General features: G+C 73.0%; 14 protein-coding genes. 3 read left to right on the forward strand and 11 right to left on the reverse strand.

All coding sequences use genetic code 11. From position 1 onward, the window contains the following. Nucleotides 1-85: 85 nt before the first annotated feature. Genes G3I78_RS06415 through G3I78_RS06425 form a run of 3 tightly spaced genes read right to left on the reverse strand, consistent with a single transcriptional unit; the run spans nt 86 to nt 4,877 of the window. The gene (locus tag G3I78_RS06415; RefSeq protein ID WP_164421802.1) at nt 86-1,363 is read right to left on the reverse strand and encodes an extracellular solute-binding protein; all 1,278 of its coding nucleotides are present in this window, start codon (nt 1,361-1,363) and stop codon (nt 86-88) included. After that, nucleotides 1,360-2,577 carry a hypothetical protein gene (locus G3I78_RS06420; protein ID WP_164421803.1) on the reverse strand — a complete coding sequence of 406 codons (1,218 nt, stop codon included), beginning with the start codon at nt 2,575-2,577 and terminating at the stop codon, nt 1,360-1,362. Before G3I78_RS06420 ends, G3I78_RS06415 begins: the two co-directional genes overlap by 4 nt. Then, nucleotides 2,481-4,877 carry a tetratricopeptide repeat protein gene (locus G3I78_RS06425; protein ID WP_164422121.1) on the reverse strand — a complete coding sequence of 799 codons (2,397 nt, stop codon included), beginning with the start codon at nt 4,875-4,877 and terminating at the stop codon, nt 2,481-2,483. Before G3I78_RS06425 ends, G3I78_RS06420 begins: the two co-directional genes overlap by 97 nt. 282 nt (nt 4,878-5,159) lie before the next feature. On the opposite strand from G3I78_RS06425, the gene G3I78_RS06430 reads away from it, so the two are divergent. Then, nucleotides 5,160-7,334 (forward strand): serine/threonine-protein kinase, encoded by a 2,175-nt coding sequence (locus G3I78_RS06430; protein ID WP_164421804.1) that lies wholly within the window; start codon nt 5,160-5,162, stop codon nt 7,332-7,334. A gap of 46 nt (nt 7,335-7,380) precedes the next feature. Here G3I78_RS06430 and G3I78_RS06435 read toward each other — a convergent pair whose 3' ends face one another. The 5 genes from G3I78_RS06435 to G3I78_RS06455 all read right to left on the reverse strand — a co-directional run bounded on the left by G3I78_RS06435 (nt 7,381) and on the right by G3I78_RS06455 (nt 12,252). Beyond that, on the reverse strand, nt 7,381-8,523 hold the full coding sequence (locus G3I78_RS06435) for a S1 family peptidase (RefSeq protein ID WP_164421805.1): 1,143 nt from the start codon (nt 8,521-8,523) through the stop codon (nt 7,381-7,383). Nucleotides 8,524-8,669: 146 nt separating this feature from the next. After that, on the reverse strand, nt 8,670-9,314 hold the full coding sequence (locus G3I78_RS06440) for a response regulator transcription factor (RefSeq protein WP_164421806.1): 645 nt from the start codon (nt 9,312-9,314) through the stop codon (nt 8,670-8,672). 40 nt (nt 9,315-9,354) lie between these two features. Further along, the gene (locus G3I78_RS06445) at nt 9,355-10,650 is read right to left on the reverse strand and encodes a sensor histidine kinase (RefSeq protein WP_164421807.1); all 1,296 of its coding nucleotides are present in this window, start codon (nt 10,648-10,650) and stop codon (nt 9,355-9,357) included. An 85-nt stretch (nt 10,651-10,735) separates the two neighbouring features. Then, entirely contained in the window at nt 10,736-11,512 is a 777-nt protein-coding gene (locus tag G3I78_RS06450; RefSeq protein WP_164421808.1) for an ABC transporter permease, read from the reverse strand. Next, entirely contained in the window at nt 11,509-12,252 is a 744-nt protein-coding gene (locus G3I78_RS06455; RefSeq protein WP_164421809.1) for an ATP-binding cassette domain-containing protein, read from the reverse strand. The genes G3I78_RS06450 and G3I78_RS06455 overlap by 4 nt, the downstream gene beginning before the upstream one ends. A gap of 131 nt (nt 12,253-12,383) precedes the next feature. On the opposite strand from G3I78_RS06455, the gene G3I78_RS06460 reads away from it, so the two are divergent. Next, nucleotides 12,384-13,094, forward strand: a complete 711-nt coding sequence (locus tag G3I78_RS06460) for a ThuA domain-containing protein (RefSeq protein ID WP_164421810.1) — start codon at nt 12,384-12,386, stop codon at nt 13,092-13,094. Continuing rightward, nucleotides 13,064-14,161 (forward strand): Gfo/Idh/MocA family oxidoreductase, encoded by a 1,098-nt coding sequence (locus G3I78_RS06465; RefSeq protein ID WP_164421811.1) that lies wholly within the window; start codon nt 13,064-13,066, stop codon nt 14,159-14,161. Before G3I78_RS06460 ends, G3I78_RS06465 begins: the two co-directional genes overlap by 31 nt. On the opposite strand, the gene G3I78_RS06470 is transcribed toward G3I78_RS06465, so the two are convergent. The 3 genes from G3I78_RS06470 to G3I78_RS06480 form a co-directional block, all read right to left on the reverse strand. Continuing rightward, a complete protein-coding gene (locus G3I78_RS06470) occupies nt 14,162-15,640 on the reverse strand; it encodes a glutamate-cysteine ligase family protein (RefSeq protein WP_164421812.1) in 1,479 nt (492 codons plus the stop codon). It lies immediately after the preceding gene. Nucleotides 15,641-15,878: 238 nt separating this feature from the next. Further along, entirely contained in the window at nt 15,879-19,031 is a 3,153-nt protein-coding gene (locus G3I78_RS06475; protein WP_164421813.1) for an amidohydrolase family protein, read from the reverse strand. Between the two features lie 124 nt (nt 19,032-19,155). Beyond that, entirely contained in the window at nt 19,156-19,836 is a 681-nt protein-coding gene (locus G3I78_RS06480) for a hypothetical protein (protein WP_164421814.1), read from the reverse strand. Between the last annotated feature and the right edge of the window lie 139 nt (nt 19,837-19,975).

Here is a 19,975-nt window from a genome sequence, read left to right on the forward strand (position 1 = left end):
GAGCGCGGACTGCGCCACGGTGGGGGCGGGATCGGTGCGGCCGGGGCGGGATCGGTGCGGCCGGGGCGGGATCGGTGCGGTGCGCTCAGCCGCCGGGCCGTGCGCAGATGTCCTCCGGCGGGCGGAACGTGCGGTCGGTGCCGGAGTCGGCGTTCACCTGGGTGCGTATGGTCTCCAACTGCTGGAGCAGTGAGGTGAGTTGTCGTCGGGTCGGGTCGCGGAAGAACTCCAGGACCGCGCGATGGAAGGCGTCGCGGAGTTCGGGCGGCATCACGTCGGAGGCGTCGAAGCAGAGGGTGCGGGCGCGGGTGGTGAGCAGGGTGTCGATCTCCCGTTCGAGCGGGGTCGTGGGGGCCGACGGCGACAGCCCGGCCGTGTCCGGGAAAAGCGGCCGTACCGCGGGGTCCGCCTCCGCGCGCCAGCGTTCCCGTCCGGCGGGGCTGGACAGCCGCTCCACGAGTTCCTGGGCGTCCGGGTCGTCGCTGAAGACGGCGGCCATGTCGCCCGCCACCTCGAAGGCGTCCCGGTACGCGGACGGGCCGTCCAGATAGCGGGCCGACGGCTCCACCGTCACGGCGTCGCCGGAGTAGACGTACCGGATGAAGGCGCTCTGGTGCTCGTGCGTGCAGTCGAAGCCGGGTGAGTCGAGCAGCCCGCGGGGCCGGCCCTGAGGATCGGAGGAGCCCTCGAACGACGTGGTCAGGGAGCGTTCGACCGACGCCGGGGAGCGCTTGCCGAGGAGCTGGGCCCAGGTGGTCCAGGCGCGCTCGACGGCCGGGTCGCGCCAGTCGAGGCGGCCCGTGGCCCACTCGCTGTAGACGGCCGGGCCCGCCTGGTGCAGCACCAGGTCCTCGATCCAGTCGGTGCCGGGCCAGCCCGAGGTGGCCTGGGAGGCGAGCCCGACGCACCAGGTGGGGTGGTCGTCCGGTGTGCCCTTCTCGCTCCACACCAGGCTCTTGAGGTCGATCTTCAGCGGCACCCAGTAGGTGAGCCGTCTGCTGTCGACGAGCAGGGTCGGCGCCCACGGCGGGTAGGCGCGCTCGGCGGTCTCCTCGGCGAGGGGCCGCAGCTTGTCGCGGCGGGCGTACTCGGTGAGCTCGCCGATGCTGTTGAGAACGGCCACGTCCGGCGGGTCGTCGGCCTCCAGCTGTGAGACGAGCGTCTCGCGCAGTGAGCGGGTGCCTTCGTAGGTGTACGTCCGTCCCGTGCCGTCGTCCAGTCTGTCGAGGGCGGCTTCGAAGGCCTTGCCCTCCTCCCCCGTCCAGGGGCCGAGGACGACGAGCGGGTCGCGGGTGTCCGTGCCGCAGCCGGGGACCAGGGCGAGCAGACAGGCCGCGAGGAGGGCCCGCGCGAGGCGGCTCATGCGGTGGCTCCCGGGCGGGTGACGGCGAGGTATTCGCGGCGGTAGGCGTGCAGGGCACCGGCGATGAGGGCCGCCGTGGCGAGTCCCGTGGGGAACACGAAGGGGGCGACACCGTCCAGGAAGGCGAGCCGGCCGTCCTCGAGACCGGTGTCGATCCGGGCCTGGAGCGTCTCGATGGCCTCGGGCTCCGGACCCGCGAAGGGGCGTTCCTCGGCGACCGTCTCCGTGCGCGGCGAGGTCCGCTCGGCCAGGGTGTCGGCGACGGGGACGGTCTCGTGCTGTGCGTGCAGGGCGAGCAGGGCGTCGGCGGTCAGGAAGGGCACGGCGAGCAGCGGCAGGGCGGCGAGAGCGAGGGGGACGCTGAGGCGGATCCGGAAGCGGCTGCGCAGAAAGGCCACCGTGCGCCACAGGCCCGCGGCGAGCAGCGCGAGGGCGAGGGCGGCGACGACCGACGCGGCGATGGCGCCAGGGCCCCAGGCGGCCCGGTCGGCGAGGCGCTCGCGCAGTCGACCCTCCAGGCCGGTCACCCGGTCGACGATCGAGGTCGCCGCGGAACCGGTGGCCGCCGGGCACGCCGGGTAGGGGTTCCGGACGGTCGCGGCGACGGTCTGCGAGCACAACATGCTGCGGGCGTAGGTCAGTTCGGCGTCGCGCAGGACCGGGTCGGTGGCGTGGCCCTGGGCCCGGCCGATCCAGCCGGTGTAGTCGACGACCAGCGCGGACACCACCCGCAGCTCCTGTTCCTCGGCGACCGTGAGGGCACCGCTGCGGGTGACCTGGTTCAGGCTCTGGGTGGCACGGGCGATCCGGGTCCGGTACCGCTCGCTCAGGCCGCTGAGTTCGGCGGCCCGGCCCTCGTCGAGGTTCCGCTCGGCCTCGCCCTGCGCGATCAGCAGCGAGGCCCGGGCGTCGGCGAGGTCGACCAGCGCGGGCGCCGCGCGCTGCCTGAGGTACGCGGAGTCGCCGCGCACGCCCGAGTACGCCCAGCCGAGCGTCCCGAACGCCACCACCGCGAGCAGGGGCAGCGCGACGAGCCGGTCCCGCAGATAGGCGCGGTTGCGGCGCCCGGCGGTGGCGGGCCAGGCGTAACGCCGGACGCGGCGGCCGAGTTCGGCGACTACGGCGGCGACGGCCCGCGCGAGGCGGAGGGCGTCCGGTGCGAGGGCGCGCGGGCGGCCGTGCGGAGCCAGTCGGCGACTCTCTTGCCGAGCCATGGGCTGTCCCTGTGGTGTCGGAAGGCGAGCGGGCGGACCTCGTAGGCGCGGTCCAGGAGGATCTCGGCGACGGCCGCGTCCTCGGGGACGGCGGAGCGGGCGGCCTGGTGGGCGAGGGTGACATAGCGGCGGGACAGGTCCGCGCGCAGACCGTGTTCGTCGGCCGGCAGCCCGAGCCGGGGATCGGCGCCGGTGGACAGGGCCGCGAGACCGGCCGCGTCGAGGGCGCCACGCGCGAGGGCTCCCTGGACGGCCTCCCACGCCTCCACGGTCATCCGCACCCTGGCCTCCTCGTCGGTCAGGCCGTGCGCGTGGAAGAGCAGCGCGAGACGTTCCAGCACCTCGCGCAGCCGTCGCGGCACCTCGTCGGCGCGCTCCGTGGTGCGCGCGTACACGATCCCGATCCGCACGGCGGCCGTCCGCGCGGCGGTCCGGTGCCGTGAGTGCTGCGGTACGGCGTCGAGTTCGCGTACGGCCTCCTCGCGCGCCCGCTCACCGTCCAGGGCGAGCCGGGCGCGGGCGGCGCCGAAGGCCGCACTGCCCAGGGAGGGGTTGCGCAGCCGGACCGCCTCGTAGAACGTGAGGGCCTCGTGGCGGCGGTCGAGGCGTTCCGCGCAGTGGCCGAGGGCGAGCTTGGGCGCGTACTCGCCGGGGATCGCCGCGTACACCCGGTCGAAGTACCGCCAGGCGGCGTCGACTTGGTCCCGGGCGAGGGCGAGCAGTCCGTGGTGCCAGTCCAGCCGCCAGTCGTACGGGGCGCGCCCGGGCCCGATCCGCGCCTCGGCGGCCCGCAGTTCGCGGGCGGCGGCCTCGGGGCCGTCCGCCGGGTTGCGCAACCGCAGCCGGAAGCGCAGCAGATGGACCTCGGTGGAGTCCCGCCAGTCGCCGATGTGCTGGAGCAGGGCCTCGGGGGCGGCGTCGGCCAGTCTGCTCAGTTCGGCGTGGTGCTCGTCGTGGGGGTCGGGGCGCGGGACGGGCAGACGCTGGGCGACCTCCGCGGGCGAGGGCGGCGCGAAGGGGGCCGGGGCGTCGGGGGCGGTCCAGTGGGCCAGGGGTGGTGCGGAGCCGAGGGCGCCGTCGAGGGCGTAGGCGGACTGGAGGAAGAGCGGGGACGGTTCGAAGGTCTCGGTGCCGGTGCGCAGCGATCTCAACTCTCTGAAGACGCCCCGCAGTTGTTCGTCCATCTCGCGTGCGTCGGCGAACCGTCCGGCGGGTTCGCTCAGGGTGGCGCGGTGCAGGACACGGGCGAGGGAGAGGAGACCCAGGCCGTGGGGGGTGGGGGCGGTGGCGTCGTCGGGGGACCAGGTTTCCTTTTCGGGCGGCGGTCCGTGGGCGGCGGGCGGTGCCGCTGTGACGTCGGCGGATCCTGCGGCTTCGGCGGATCCCGCGGCTTCCGCGCCGCCCACGCCAGCCGCACCCTCCGGGGCATCCGTACCCTCCACGCCGTCCACGCCGTCCACGCCGTCCACGCCGTCCACGCCGTCCACGCCGTCCACGCCGTCCACGCCCAGCATCCCGAGGTCCCCCAGGCGGGCCAGGTCCTGGGCGGAGGTGCCGAGTCCGCTCAGTTTGCGCAGGGTCTCCCCCAGGCTGAACAGGTCGTCCTGCCCCCGGGATTCGCCGTTGCGGCCCACGGTCGGCGCGCGGTAGCCGTCCGTGGTCATCCCCGGTGCGCCGACGGGCCGTACGCTCCCCACGTCGATGATCTTCGTGGTGGTGCCGTCGTGCATGACGTTGTCCGGCTTGAGGTCGCCGTAGACCTTGCCGGGCCGGTCGGCGTGCAGATAGGCGAGGGCGGACAGGACGCGCACCCCGTAGGCGAGCACGAACTCGTGGAAGCGTCGGCCGCCGAACTCGCCGGGGTTCAGCTCGGCCCGCGCCCTGACCTCCTCAAGGGTGAGTCCGTCCACGTACTGGAGGACCAGGAAGTCGCCGACCTCGGGGTGATGGCCGTAGTTGAAGACCCGGATGATGTCATGGTGGCCGAGGTCGACCAGGGCCCGCCGCTCCCTGGCCAGGGCACCCGCGGCGGCCGCCGCCTGGTCGGGGTGGAGGATCTTGATGGCGACCTCGCGGTCGTCGACCTTGGTGTCGAGCGCGAGGTAGACCTCACCCATGCCGCCGTAGCCGAGCGGCCGGATCAGCCGGTACTGCCCGGCGAGCAACTGGCCCGGAGGCAGAGGCAGTTGCTCGGGAACACCGCCTGGCATCCAGCCGCGTCCGAGCAAGGCGATCGACGGCAGCACCGTGGGATCGGGGTTCTCCGGGGGCAGTTCGACCTGTGCGGCCCTCAGGTACATCGGCTGTCCGGCGACGACGAGCGGACCGAACGACCCCTCGGATTCCGGCACTTCACCGAACGCACTCCTGCCCCGAGCCCCCTCCATGCCTCCCCAGAATAGGGCCAGGTGCCGGGATTGACCCCTTGCGTTCCGCATGCGGACGGTGATGCGGCCGGGTTCCGGCCCGTAGCAGGCCGGGATCGGCGTCCCCTTCGGACCGGTGCCCCTCTAGAGTGAGGGGTCCCTGTCAGAAGCGTCCGGACCGCGGCCTCCTGGGCCGGTGCCGGTGGAGGAGCCACGGTGACCCTGCGCGAGAACGACCCGGAGTCTGTCGGCGGCTACCGGATCGAATCGCGGATCGGCACCGGCGGCATGGGGGTCGTCTATCTCGCCAGGTCGGCCTCCGGTCGGGCCGTGGCCGTCAAGGTCGTCCACACGCGGTACGCCGACGACGTGGAGTTCCGGGCCAGGTTCCGGCAGGAGATCGCGGCCGCGCGGCGGGTCAGCGGGGCGTTCACCGCACCGGTCGTGGACGCCGACGCTGAGGCGGCACGGCCGTGGATGGCGACCGCGTTCGTCCCGGGCTCCACGCTGTCCCAGCGGGTCGAAGCATCGGGCCCGCTGGACTGGCCCGCGCTGCGCCGCCTCGGCACCGAACTCGCCGAGGCGCTGCGGGAGATCCACCGCGCGGAGGTCGTGCACCGGGACCTCAAGCCGAGCAATGTGCTCCTGCTGGAGGGCGGGGGCGACGACGGGGCCGTACGGGTCATCGACTTCGGTATCTCGCGGGCGGCCGACAGTGATGTGCGCACCCAGACCGGCATGGTGATGGGCTCGCCGCCGTTCATGGCGCCGGAGCAGTTCAGCAGCCCGCACGAGGTCGGCTCCGCGGTGGACGTCTTCTCGCTGGGCGCGGTGCTGGTGTACGCGGCCACCGCGCACAGCCCGTTCGAGGCGGAGAACGCCTACCTGGCCGCGTACAACACCGTGCACGGCGAGCCCGAGCTGGGCCAACTGCCCGCGCCGCTCCTCCCGTTGGTCTCGGCCTGTCTGGCGAAGGAGCCCGCGGACCGGCCGACGTCGAGCGAGGTGCTCGCGGCGCTGGCGGATCTGCCGGAGGACCTGACCGCAGGCGAGCCGGCCGACGAGCCCGTGGTCGAGCCGTCCCGGACACCGGTGGCCGTCGCCTCGGAGCAGACGATGGCGCTGACCCCGAACGCCCGCCAGGCCGAGCCCAAGCGCCGCCGCAAGGTGCTGTGGGTCGCCGTGGCCGCGAGCGTGGCCGTCCTCGGCATCGGGGCCGCCGCGTTCGCCGTGGTGACCGACGAACCGGCGCCCTCGGTCGAGTCGTACGACGCGCTCGCCCGGGAGTCGGCGTCCGGCGGCGGGGCATCGGCGGGCTGGCAGCCCTGGCACCGCGCGCTCACAGCGGACGGCGACGGCACGCAGATGTCGATCGGCTCGTCGTGCACCCCGGACGCCCTCGGCGTCTTCTGCACCTCCGAGCAGGTCGCGCTGACGCGTCTCGACCCGGCCACGGGCGCCGTGGACTGGACGAAGCCCATGAGCCGCAAGCAGGTCAGCGGCTTCTCGGTGCGCGAGCCCGTCGTCCATGACGGCGTGGTGTTCACCAACAGCACCGACCGCTCCGAGGGGATCGAGGCGTTCGACGCGCGGACCGGCGAGCGGCTGTGGCAACTCCCGGGTCCACTGGGCGAGTTCCACTCCCTGAGCGGAGTGCTGCTCGTGCACCTGGACAAGCTCGGCGACTCCGACACGGCACGCTACGCGGCCTACGAGCCGCGCACGGGCAAGGAGTTGTGGCGCCACGAGCTGACCTCCAGCTCGGTGAGCCCGTTCTACGAGGGACCCAAGGGCACCCTCTACGCCGATCTGCGCGGCGGTGCCGGTGGCATCGCCCGCCTCGACGCCCGCACCGGCAGAACACTGGGCAAGGTGACGGCACCGGACGACGGCCTGTGGCTGGCCACGGTCCACGACGGCACGGCGTACTACGCGCGCTGGGAGAACGACAGCGGTGTCTCCGCCGACTTCGTCGTCCAGGACCTCACCAGCGGCAGGACCCGCCGGATCGACTTCCCGTGGAGCGTCGAGCCGGAGGCGCCGCCACTGGTGCAGGGCGACACCATGTACATCTTCGACTACGGCAACGAGACCCTGCTCGCCTACGACGTGAAGCGGGGCAAGCCGCTGTGGTCCAGCTCGCGGGATCTGCGGATCTTCAGTGAACCGGCCTACTACGAGGGCCGGTTGTACGTCACGATGCCGGACACCAGCATCCTGGCGCTCGACCCGAGGACGGGCAAGGAGATCAGCCGCACCGACCCGTCCTTCGACACCGCGGGCCGCTCCTTCGAGGAACTGTCACCGAGCGGGGTTCCACCGCTGCTGGTGGGGGACGTGCTGTACGGGGTCAGCGGGCCCGGAGTGTTCTCGGTGGCCGACGTGTCCTGACCGGAGTGTGGGTCTGGCACATATGCCGGACCCACACCTCGCCGGCTCAGTAGGTGTGCAGGGTCAGGCCATAGCGGTTGAGGATCTCGTTGATGGGCTGGAACCAGGTCTCGCCGCCGCTGGAGCAGTTGCCCCAGCCGCCGGAGGTGACGCCCTGGGCCTGGTCGCCGCTGATGAACGAGCCGCCGGAGTCACCGCCCTCGGCGCAGACGTTGGTCTTGGTCATCTGGTAGACCGCGCCCTGGCTGTAGTTGACGGTCTCGTTCATGGCGAGGACCGTGCCGCAGTGCCAGTGGGTGGTCGAGCCCGAGCGGCAGACGGAGGAGCCGACGGGCGCCACGTTCGAGCCACGGACCAGCTGGTCGGAGACGGTGCCCCAGCCGAGCACGACCGGGACGGTCCACCAGCCGCTGCCGACGTTGACCCAGGCGTAGTCGTCGCCCGGGAAGGACGAGCCCTGGAAGTTGCCGACGTAGCTGCGGTCCCAGCCGTAGACGCTGCCGGTGTGCTGGTCGCAGTGGCCGGCGGTGACGAAGCCGCCGTAGACCGAGAAGCCGATGGAGCAGCGGACGTTGCCGGTGTAGTAGGGGTCGCCGCCGACGGTGCCCGCGGCGAAGGTCGTGGGTGCGGCGGCCACTTCCCGCACGGTGACCGGGCCGGCCTGGCGGGCGCGGGCGACGAACGCCCGGACATCGTTGTCACGCTGCTTGCCCTTGACGACGTTCACGACGACCGTGCTCGCCTTGACGTCCACGTGCCAGCTGCTGACGGCGGCCGGGGCGGGGAGTCGGTCGATCCTGGCCTGGGCGGCGTCGAGTTCGCGGGCGCTGTGGGCGACCGTGCGGACGATGGCGCCGGTGGCGCGTATCTCGCGGAGGGCGGTGGCGGGGGTGTCGGGGGTGACGGCGACGGTCAGTGTGTTGTCGGCGGCGTCGAACCAGGAGCCGCCGTACGAGGCACCGGCGGTCCGGCGGACCGCGGGCTCCAGGGCCGTGGCCTTCTTCTCGGCGGCGAGCCTGGCCACGGCCCCCTCGCGCGAGAGGCCGAAGTCCCGCTGCATCGCGGTGAGGACGCCCGCGGATGCGGGTGCCTTCTCGTCGGCGCCGGCGGGGACGGTGCTCGCGGTGGCGCCCGCGCCGAGCAGGAGGAGCACGGCGAGGCCCGCGCGCATGATTCGGGTGCGTCTCATGGAGATTGCCCTTCGTTGTTCCAACGGGACGGCAGTGTTCTCTGAGAGCGCTCTCAGTGGTGTGGCGCGGCAGAGCCTAGCGGGAGACGATTGACAGGTCCATACCAATCTCCGGGTTGGCGAAATCGCGTGCCCGGAGCCGGAGTTCAGGCACCCAGATGGCGCAGAACCGCCAGCACTCTCCGGTTCGCGTCCTCGGAGGTCGGCAGGCCCAGCTTGGCGAAGACGGCCGCGATGTGCTTCTCGACGGTTCCGGCCGAGACCGTCAGCGCCTGGGCGATGGCCGCGTTGGAGCGGCCCTCCGCCATCAGCGCCAGTACGTCCCGCTCGCGTTCCGTGAGGGTGTCCAGGTCCGCCCGGCGCCTTCCCGCACCGGCCAGCTGGGTCACCACCTCGGGGTCGAGGGCGGTGCCCCCGGCCGCGACCCTGGCCAACGCCTCGGTGAACTCGGCGACGTTGGCCACCCGGTTCTTGAGGAGGTAGCCGACGCCCGCGGAACCGGCGGCGAGCAGCCTGGTGGCGTACTTCGTCTCGACGTACTGCGAGAAGAGCAGCACCCCGGTGCCCGGCTGCCGTTCCCTGATGTCGATCGCGGCGCGCAGTCCCTCGTCGGTGTGGGTGGGCGGCATCCGGATGTCGACGACGGTGACGTCGGGCCGGTGCTCGGCCACGGCCGCCTTCAGCGCCTCGGCGTCGCCGACGGCCGCGCACACCTCGTGGCCGCGCTCGGTCAGCATCTGGGCGAGCAACTCCCGCAGCACGGCGGCGTCCTCGGCGATCACGATGCGCATGGGCGGCATGCTCTCACGGGCCGTGCGGCCGATGCCGTACTCACGCGTGCAGGGGCAGCGACACGGTCACGGCCGTGGGACCGCCGACGGGACTGCTGATGTCCAGGGTGCCGTCGACCGTACGGACGCGCTGGGTCAGCCCGGTGAGCCCGCTGCCGATGCCCGTCTCGGCGCCGCCCCTCCCGTCGTCGGTGACGCGCAGCCGCAGCACCCCGTCCGACTGCGTCACGCCGACGACCGCGCGGTCGGCACCGCTGTGCTTGATGACGTTGGTGAGGAGTTCGGCGGCGCAGAAGTAGGCGATCGTCTCGATGGCCGGGGTGGGCCGTTCGGGGACCTCCACGGACAGTTCGACGGGGACGGCGCTGCGTGCGGCCAGGGTGGCGAGCGCGTCGGGCAGTCCGTCGTCGAGGACGGGCGGGTGGATGCCGCGGGCGAGGTCGCGGAGCTCGGCGAGGGCCTCGGTGGCGTTGAGGTGCGCGGACTCGACCAGTTTCCGCACCCGGGCGTCGCCGTCCGGGCCCAGGCGTTCCCTGACCATGTCGAGGCTCATGGCGAGCGCGACGAGCCTGACCTGTGCCCCGTCGTGCAGATCGCGCTCCAGGCGGCGGAGCAGCGCCGCGGAGTCGTCGACGGCGAGAGCGCGGGTCTCCTCCAGGTCCCGCACCCGCTCGGCCAGCGCGCCCGGGCCGAGCAGGGCCCGCAGGACGTACCGGTCCACGGTGACGACACCCCGGGTGAGCCAGGGCGCGACCAGCAGGACGGCCACGCCGAGGGCGGCTGTCACGAGGGTTCCGGCGAAGGTGGTGCCGTGGGGTGCGCCGCCGCCCACCGGGATCGGATTGAGGGTCGGGATGTCACGTCGGCCGAGGACGGCCCAGCGCAGGGGCGCGGTGAGGTTGGCCAGTCCGGCGGCCCACCACAGGACCGCGTACAGGCCGAGCGCCGCGACCGGCAGCTTCACCAGCACGTACGCCACCGACCGCCAGCCGGTCGCGTCCCGCAGCCGGGCGTCCAGCCGGGCGAACGCCCCGCCCGTCGGCTTCTGCCGCATCGGCGTCCGTACGGTCTCCCCCAGCAGTCCCTTCGCCAGCCCCCGGTGCACCACCGCGAGTCCCCGCGCGAGGGCGAGCGCCCCGGCGATCAGCAGCAACCCGAGGACGGCGCCGAGGAGGGAGAGGGTGTACCCGGTGCCGAGGGCGAGAGCCACGACGACCAGGAGGAATCCGGCCAGCGCGACGGGAAAGCCGGCCAGGCAGTACAGGGTCTCCGCCCAGGCCCGGGCGGTGAGGGGGCCGCGGAGGACCGACCTCGCCGCCGCCGCTGTGTCGCGCATGGTTCCAGTGTCCATTTCGGACGAGGGGCGGGGAAACGGAGGGCCGGTGGGGTGCTCGCGCATCGCGCCCGTCCCGGCCGAGTCCTCACGCATCGCGCCGCACCAGCAACCAGCCGCCCGCGGCCAGCGCCGCCGCCACGTACCCGCACAGCACCGCGAACCCCACCCACGGCGAGAGGCAGTCGGCGACCGGCTTGGACACGGCCAGCGAGTTCCCGGCGATCATGGTGGGAAAGAACTTCGCGACCGTCGTCCCCGTCAGCCCGGCCAGCGCGGCCGGCGCGACGTACAGCACTACGACCAGCGTCCCCATGGCCGCCGCCGTGTGCCGTACGACCGCCCCGATCGCGACGCCGATCAGCCCGACCAGGGCGGGATACGCGCCGGAGAGCACCACCGCGCGCAGTACCCCGGGGTCGCCCAGGGCGGGCCGTGCCACCTCCGGGTCGAGGGCGAGCCGTCCGACGAAGAAGGTGACGAAGGTGATCGCCTCTCCGACGGCGAGCGTGACGAGCCCGAGGACTCCGGCCTTGGCGGTGAGCAGCAGGGGCCGGTTCGGGACCGCGGCCAGGGTGGAGCGGATGGCGCCCGAGGAGTACTCGCCGGTGACCGCGAGGACGCCCAGCACGCCGACGATCAGCTGGCCGAGGGCGACGCCCGCGAGGAGGTTGTTCACGGGGTCGAAGGTGTCGGCCTGTGCCGCGCCGGGCGCCTTGGTGTTGGCCATGGTGAGGACGCCGATGGCGATCATCCCGGCGACGGTGGCGAGCAGCGCCCACAGCGTCGAGCGCAGGCTGCGCAGCTTGATCCACTCCATGTGTGCCACATGGGTGAACCGGTAGTGTCCCGGCACGGCCGTCATGGCTGCCTCCTCCGGTGGGCGGGTGCGGTGCCCCGGTACTCCGCGCTGTCTCCGGTCAGTTCGAAGAACGCCTCCTCCAACGAGCGTCCGCCCGCGGTGAGTTCGGCGACGCTGGTGTCCGCGAGGAGCCTGCCTCGGCCGATCACGATCAAGTGGTCGGCGGTGAGGGCCATTTCGCTGATCAGGTGGCTGGAGAGCAGGACGGTCCGGCCCTCGGCGGCGAGGGATCTCATCAGGGTGCGGATCCAGCGCACGCCCTCCGGGTCGAGGCCGTTGACGGGTTCGTCGAAGAGGAGCACGGCCGGGTCGCCGAGCAGCGCGGCGGCGATGCCGAGGCGCTGGGACATGCCGAGCGAGAAGCCGCCGGTCCGTTTGCGGGCCACGTCGGTGAGGCCGACGGTGCCGAGGACGGTGGTCACCCGGGTGCGGGGGATGCCGTTCGCGGCGGCGAGCGCGGCGAGGTGGCTGCGCGCGCTGCGGCCCGGGTGATAGGTGCGGGCCTCCAGCAGGGCGCCGACCTCGCACAGGGGCCGACGCAGCTCCCGGTAGGGCTTGCCGTTGACATGGGCGGTGCCGGTGTCGGGGCGGTCCAGGCCCATGATCATGCGCATGGTGGTGGACTTCCCGGACCCGTTGGGGCCGAGGAATCCGGTGACCGCGCCGGGCCGGACCTCGAAGCCGAGTCCGTCGACGGCGACGGTGTCTCCGTAGCGTTTGGTGAGTCCGCGGGCTTCGATCATGACTGCTTCCTGGTGGTTGACCTCATGCGATCGAACCTACGAACGTGGACCGGTCGCCGGAACGTGGATTTCCTCCGACTCACCTGGGGGATTTCCCCCAGGAACACCTGTCCGTCCCACGAAGGAACACGATGACACGGAAGAAAGCCCTGGTCGTCCGAGGCGGTTGGGAGGGACACGAGCCGGTCAAGGCCACGGAGCTGTTCGTGCCCTTCCTCGACAGCAACGGCTTCGACGTCCGCGTCGAGGAGTCGACCGACGTCTACGCCGACGCCGACGAGCTGGCCGCCACGGATCTGGTCGTGCAGTGCGTGACCATGTCGGAGATCACCCGCGAGCAGCTGGCCGGACTCAGGTCGGCGGTCGAGGCGGGGACCGGCTTCACCGGCTGGCACGGCGGGATCGCCGACTCGTTCCGGGCCTCCTCCGACTATCTCCACCTGGTGGGCGGCCAGTTCGCGACCCACCCGGGCAAGGAGCCGTGCGAACGTCAGGGAGGCGCGGAGGACAACTTCCTTCCGCACGTCGTCCGGATCACCGACCTCGGCCGCACGCACCCGATCACCGCGGGCGTGGAGGACTTCGAGCTGCACACCGAGCAGTACTGGGTGCTCCACGACGACCTGATCGACGTCCTGGCCACCACCACGCATCCCACCCGGCCCTGGCAGCCCTGGCACCGGCCCGTCACCTCGCCCGCGGTGTGGACGCGCCGATGGGGCGCGGGTCGTGTCGTGGTGACGACCCCGGGGCACAGCCTCGACGTGCTGGAGAACCCGAACGTCCGTACCGTGATCGAGAGGGGCATGCTGTGGGCGAGCCGCACCGCGTCGGCGTCGTAGGGCTGGGCGTCATCTCGCGCGCCTACCTGGACACGCTGGTCGGCCGAACCGCCGTACGTGTCACGGCGGTCGCCGACCTCGACGCCTCCCGGTCGGCGGCGGTGGCCGCCGAACTGCCGGGCGTGCGGGCGCTGTCCGTGGCGGAGCTGCTGAGCGACCCGGACGTGGACACCGTCCTGAACCTCACCGTCCCCGCGGCGCACGCCGAGATCGCCCTCGGTGCCGTCGCCCACGGCAAGCACGTCTACGGCGAGAAGCCGCTGGCGGCCGAACTCACCGACGCCCACGCGGTGTTGGAGGCGGCGGCGAAGGCGGCGGTGCGGGTGGGCTGCGCCCCGGACACGGTTCTGGGCACCGGGGTCCAGACGGCCCGGGCCGCGGTGGAGGCCGGGTCCGTCGGCCGCCCCCTGTTCGCCTCGGCGGTCATGGTCACCCCGGGCCACGAACGCTGGCATCCGCACCCCGACTTCTACTACGTCCCCGGCGGCGGCCCGCTGCTGGACATGGGGCCGTACTACCTGTCCTCCCTGGTGCATCTGCTGGGCCCGGTGCGGGCCGTGATCGGGGCGTCGAGCCGGCTGCGGTCCGAGCGGGTCATCGGCTCGGGTCCGCGCGCGGGCGAGCGGATCCCCGTCGAGGTGGACAGCCATGTCTCCGGGGTGCTCGAACACGAGGGCGGCGCCCTGACGACGCTCACGACGAGCTTCGACGGCGTGGCCACCACGGCCGCGCCGATCGAGGTGCACGGCGAGACGGGAACCCTGACGGTCCCGGACCCGAACACCTTCGACGGAGACGTACGGCTCCTCGAACTCGGCGGGACCGAGTGGCGCACACTGCCTCCGTCGGCCGGGTACGCCGGTGCCGCGCGGGGCGTCGGGCTGCTCGACTTCGTGGCGGCCGACGGCGACCGGGCACCGCGTGCGAGCGGTGAACTCGCCCTGCACGTACTGGAGACGATGACGGCGCTGCTGCGTTCGTCGGCCGAGGGGCGGCGGATCGAGCTGTCGACGTCGGTGCGGCGGCCGGCCCCGGTGCCGCTGACGCCTCGGGAGGAGTGGCGGTGATCAGTCCACGGGCCAGGTGTGCGCGGGCGCGTTGAGGTGCATGTAGTCCCGGTACGCCAACGTCATCCGGCGTAGCGCCTCCTGGCGGTCGGAGACTCCGGCCTTCTCCAGGTGGTGCACCGTCTCCGCCTGCCACACGGCGCCGTTGCGGGCGGTGACGCAGCGCTGCTCGATGACGCCGAGCAGGGGTTCGCGCCACTCGGCGTCCATGCCGGCCAGCTCCAGGCCGTGGTGGGCGAGGGGCAGCAGACGGCGCAACACCAGTTCCGTGACCGGCACTTCGCCGACGCCCGGCCAGTACAGGCGGGCGTCGATGCCGTCGCGGGCGGCGGTGTGGAGGTTCTCCTCGGCGACCGAGAAGGACATCCGGGTCCACACCGGGCGGTCGTCGTCGACGAGGGCGCGGGTCAGGCCGTAGTAGAAGGCGCCGTTGGCGATGGTGTCGGCGACGGTGGGTCCGGCGGGCAGGACGCGGTTCTCGATGCGCAGGTGCGGGCCGCTGTCGGTGACGGCGTAGACGGGCCGGTTCCAGCGGTAGATCGTGCCGTTGTGCAGGGTCAGTTCGCCGAGTTCCGGTACTCCGCCGCCGTCGAGGGCGCGCTGGGGGTCCTCTTCGTCGCAGATCGGCAGAAGCGCGGGGAAATAGCGCACGTTCTCCTCGAACAGGTCGAAGACGCTGGTGATCCAGCGCTCCCCGAACCACACCCGGGGCCGTACTCCCTGTGCCTTGATCTCCTGGGGGCGGGTGTCGGTGGCCTGCTCGAAGAGGGGGATGCGGGTCTCGCGCCACAGCTCCCTGCCGAACAGGAAGGGCGAGTTGGCCGCGAGGGCGATCTGGACGCCCGCGACAGCCTGTGCCGCGTTCCAGTAGTCGGCGAACTCCTTCGGGTCGACCTGGAGATGGAACTGCGTGCTGGTGCAGGCGGCCTCGGGGGTGATGGCGTCGGCGTACATCGCGAGCCGGTCCACGCCGTCCACCTTGATGCGCAGGTCCTCGCCGCGCGCCGCGAAGATCTGCTCGTTGAGCAGCCGGTAGCGCGGGTCGCCGGACAGGGAGGATTCGCCGACGTCCGCCTCCCCGAGCGTCGGCAGGATGCCGACCATGATCAGGTGGGTGCCGACCGCCGCGGCGCGTTCCTCGGCGTGGTTGAGGGCGTCGCGGATCTCGCGCTCCCAGGAGCCGGGGCCGCCGGAGGTGAGCCCGCGGGGCGGGATGTTGATCTCCAGGTTGAAGCGGCCCAGTTCGGTCGCCCAGGCCGGGTCGGCGATCGCCTGGAGCACTTCGGTGTTCCGCATCGCGGGGAGCCCGTCCCCGTCCACCAGGTTGAGTTCGATCTCCAGCCCGACCTGCGGCCGCTCGCTCTCGAAGCCCGACTCGCGCAGCATCTGCGCGAGGACGTCGAGGCAGGTGTGCATCTTGTCCCGGTACCGGCGGCGGTCCTCCCGCGTGAACACCAGGGCCGGCACGTCACGTCCCATCGGGTCCTCCCGAGTGCCCTCGGCGGCTGCCTCTCTCGTCCCAGCGTCCCACCTCGGGGGCGCCCCGGACAGTCAGCGGGCAGCACCGGGGCGGTGTGCGACCCGCCGCTCACGGAACGTGTACAACGGCTGAGGTCCGGTGGCGGCCCCTTGGTCGCGGGAGCGCCACCGGACCGGACAGGTCAGCTCCGAGGGCCCGTGGGCTCCCCGCCGTCGGACCTGCCTCGCGGCTGCTCGCTCAGAGGGCGGTCGCCGGGTCGCAGCAGCCTTCGCGCCGCATGTGCCGGCTCACCTCCAACCACTCCTCGCCCGAGTCGGCTCTCCGGCGGCTCGTGGGGGCGAACGCGTCCACGAGGTCCTTCTGCTCGAACAGCACTCCCCCGCGCAGTACCGCCGTCGTGCGGACGAGGGTGTCGAAGTCGGTGAAGGGGTCGCCGTCCACGATCGTCAGGTCGGCGAGCTTGCCCTCCTCCAGGGTGCCGAGGTCGGCGTCGGCTCCGAAGGCGCGGGCGGGCAGCAGGGTGGCGGTGCGCAGTGCCTCGGCCGGCGTGAGTCCCCCGCGGTGCAGTGCGCGCAGGGCCAGGTGGAGATGCAGGCCGACCGGCACGAGCGGCTGGTCGGTGCCGAGGGCGACGAGTCCGCCCTCGGCCAGGATGCGCCGGTAGATGGCCAACTCACGGTCGAGTGTGGTGAGTTGGTCGGCGGTGGGCGGCAGCCCGGCCTGCTGCCGGACCAGTGCGGTGTCCCACGGCGGCATGAGCGTGGTGACCCGTGGGTCCTCCGCGAGCGCCGCGTCCGCGCCCAGCAGGGCGAGGGCCGTGAATGGGGTGGCGACGAGGTGGAAGCCCGCCTCGGTGTAGATCTGCTCGACGTCCTCGTAGGAGCGGCCCGTGGCGGTGGTCGCGTGCCCGAACTCCAGTCGCTGCGTGGCCTGGAGATGGGTCGTCAGATCCTGGCCGAGCTGAACACCGGGAGTGCAGAGGTGACTTCCGCTGCGCACGCCGAGCCGTTCGTGGGCGAAGTCGGCGGCCTCATTCATGATCCAGCCCGGGGCGCGGACGTACGTCTTCACGAAGTCCCAGTCCAGTGCCGCCCCGCGCGCCAGTGACCGGCGAAGTCCCTCGGGGGTGCGGTGGGCGCGGCCCATGCTGTAGGCGACACGGGCGCCGTCGAGGAGTTCGCCGGTGGCCAGCAGTCGCGGTCCGGCGAGCGCGCCCGCGGTGACCGCCTCGCGGATGCGGGCCTGTTCGTAGGCGAAGCCGCCCAGGGAGACGGCGGTCGTGATGCCGTAGGCGAGTTGGAGCGCGGTCTGGCGTCCGCCGTAGGTCGTCTGCCAGGGGTGGGTGTGCGCGTCCCACAGTCCCGGCAGCACGGTGCGGTCGCTCGCGTCGACCCGGTGTGCGGCCGGGCGGTCGCCGCGGTGCGGGACCACCTCCGCGATCCGGCCGTCACGGATCAGGACATCGATGTCCTCGCGGACGCCGGGGCCGGTGCCGTCCCAGAACCGGCCGGCGTGCACGACGGTGTCGGCGGGGCGCGGGCGGCGGTAGTCCAACGGCACCCGGACGGTACGGGACTTGCCGCTGCGGATGTCGAGCAGGCGCAGGGCGCCCGCGGAGAGGTGGAGGAGGGTGCGGGAGTCGGCGGACCAGGAGGGGTGGTCCGCGGGGTCGGTGGTGAGCCGGCGCGGTTCCCCGTCGGGGGTGCCGTCGGCGCGGACCGGGAGCAGCCACAGGGCCGATTCGGCGATCACGGCCATCCAGCGGCCGTCCGGCGACCAGACCGGGCCCGAGTCGTAGCGGTCGGCGAGGGAGGTGTGCGGGGCGAGGGCGTGCAGGGCGGCGGTTCCGGTGGTGGTGTCGACGACCCGGATGAGGTTGTAGCCCTCGCGGAAGCGCTGGTTGAGACGGTTGCGGTCGCACAGGGCGACGTACCGTCCGTCGGGCGACCAGCTGGGGCGGCCGGGCAGTCCGCCCGCGCCGAGCGGGGCGGCGAGGGTGCGTTCGGCGCCGTCGGGCAGGTCGCGCACGACGAGGTTGCCGGACATGTCGAGACAGGCCAGCCGGGTTCCGTCGGGCGAGAGGGCGGGGAAGACCCGGCCGCCCGGGGCGAGCAGGGTCTCGTGGCCGGTGTCGAGGTCCCGGCGTCGTACGGCGAAGAGTCCGTCGCGGTCGTCGGCGTACACCAGGCCCTTGCCGTCCGGGGTCCAGGCCGGGCCCGACACATAGCGGGTGGGCGGGACCTGGAGGATCTTCCGGGGCTTGTGGCCGCCTTCCGTGCCGGCCGTCCACAGGGCGTTGAGCGCGGCGAAGGCGACGCTGCGGCCGTCGGGCGCGAGGGCGGGCAGGTGCAGGGAGCGCACGGGCCGGGTGCCGAAGCCGTCGAAGTCGTAGGCCTTGCTCCGGTAGCGGGGCCGGTCGAGCGGCATCGTCGCCGTGAACGCGATCTCCTCCCCCGCCGCGGGCGCCTCGGGGTCGATGACGCGGAAGTGCCCGTTCACCGCGAGCAGCAGCCGGTCGCCGTCGGTCCAGCGGGGCGGTGCCGGGAGGACGTCACCGTCGACGGCGACCGGTGCCCCGGCCACGACGAGGGTGCAGGAGGCGGTGGGCGCGGGTGTGGTGCGCAGGTAGGCGAGGCGGCCGTCGGGTGCCACGGCCGGGGTCATGAGCTGGGCGCCGGAGTCGTCGCGGTGCTCGACGGTGACCGGTCCTGAGCCGTCGGCGGGCACCGAGGCGATGGTGTCGGCGCGCAGGGTGCCGGTCGGGGTGACAGTGGCGCGCACGAACAGCACCCGCTCGCCGTCGGCCGACCAGGTGGGGTCGAAGTCCTCCCAGGTGCCGTCGGTGAGCCTGCGGAGTTCGCCGTTCCGTACGTCGACGGTCCAGATGCCGTACGGGCTGCCGGTCACGGTGTCGCCGCCGCGCTCGGAGGCGAAGGCGATCCGGGTGCCGTCCGGCGACCAGGCGGGGCCGCGGTCGTCCCAGGGGCCGTCGGTGAGCCGGCGCAGGTCGCTGCCGTCGGGGCGCAGGGTCCAGAGGTGGAAGCCGCCGCCGCGGTAGGCGCACACGACGAGCCGGCTGCCGTCGGGCGAGAACTGCGGGCGGGTGGGTTCGAGTCCTGGCGAGGTGAGGGCCGTGGCCGCGCCGCCCCCGCGCGGAACGGACCAGAGCACGTTCTGGATCTCGGCGACCAGGCGGTCCACCGCCGGGGAGAGGGTCGCGGAACCGCCGGTGGCGGCGGTCAGGGAGAGGGTGGTCGCGGTCGTCGGGTCGGCGACGGCGGGCGGGACGCCGACCGCGGTGACGGTGGCCGAGACGCCGGCGGCCTGGAGGAATCTGCGGCGGGAGAGGGGGCCGGGCCAGGAGTTGTCTTGCGTGTCGTGGACGTCCAAGGGAGCTCCCAGTGCGCGCGGGTGATGTGCGGGACAACAAGGGCCCTTCCCTGGAAGGGCCGTACTTGCGCTCGAACACCGTGTCCGGGGGCGGTTTTCCGCCCCCGGACACCAACCGCCGGGATCACAAACCGTCACGCACCATGGCGGCGACGATCCGCACGTGGCGGTCGGCCGCCGTGCTGGAGAACTCGTTCTCGTAGTTCAGTCCGTAGGGCCAGAAGTGCCCGCCGCCGGTGGACAGTTTGGCCGACGAGCCGTCGAACTGCCGCACCAGCGCGGTCGCCTGAGCCCCGGTCCAGGTGCCGCTGCCGCCGAGGGAGGACCAGCCCCCGCTCGTGCCCACGCCGATGGTGTGGGCGATCTCGTGCAGCGCGGTCCGCTCGGTCATGTAGCTGCGGTTGGCGCCGAAGCGGATCGTCCCGTTGATGCTGCCGTCCGCGGTGGGCACGCTCGTGTCGTAGCGGACGGTGATGGACTTCCCCAGATCGCTGAGGTTGTTGTAGCGGGACACCGCGGCGTTCATGGCCGAGGTGATGAGGGTGTACGCCGCCTGCTGGTCCGCGGTCGGGTTGCTCGCCCGCTCCAGGGTCCAGGTGACGGTGGCTGCGGCGACCTGTTCCTGGGCGGCCGACGCGGCGGGCGGAGCGGCGGGCGGGGCGGGCGGAGCGGCCTGGGCGATGCCGGGGGCCGCCAGGAGGGCGGCGGCGAGGGTCGCGACCAGGGCCTTGTTGCGCCAGGGGGCGGTGGTGCGGCGCTCGGTGAGTTCAGCGCGCTGTGCGGACTCTGTGGGCTGGGGGCTCATGTGGGGGTCCTCCTGCGGGGGGGTGAGCCGTCGCGTGTGGGGGTGCAAAGGCCTGAACACGCCTTGGGGGAAAGCGCTTTCAGGGTTCCCGGATGCTAATGAGTCGACTTGAGCATGTCAACGACTCAGGAACAGCCCC

Origin of the sequence: Streptomyces sp. SID13726, assembly GCF_010548375.1 — a bacterium.
Classification (GTDB): domain Bacteria; phylum Actinomycetota; class Actinomycetes; order Streptomycetales; family Streptomycetaceae; genus Streptomyces.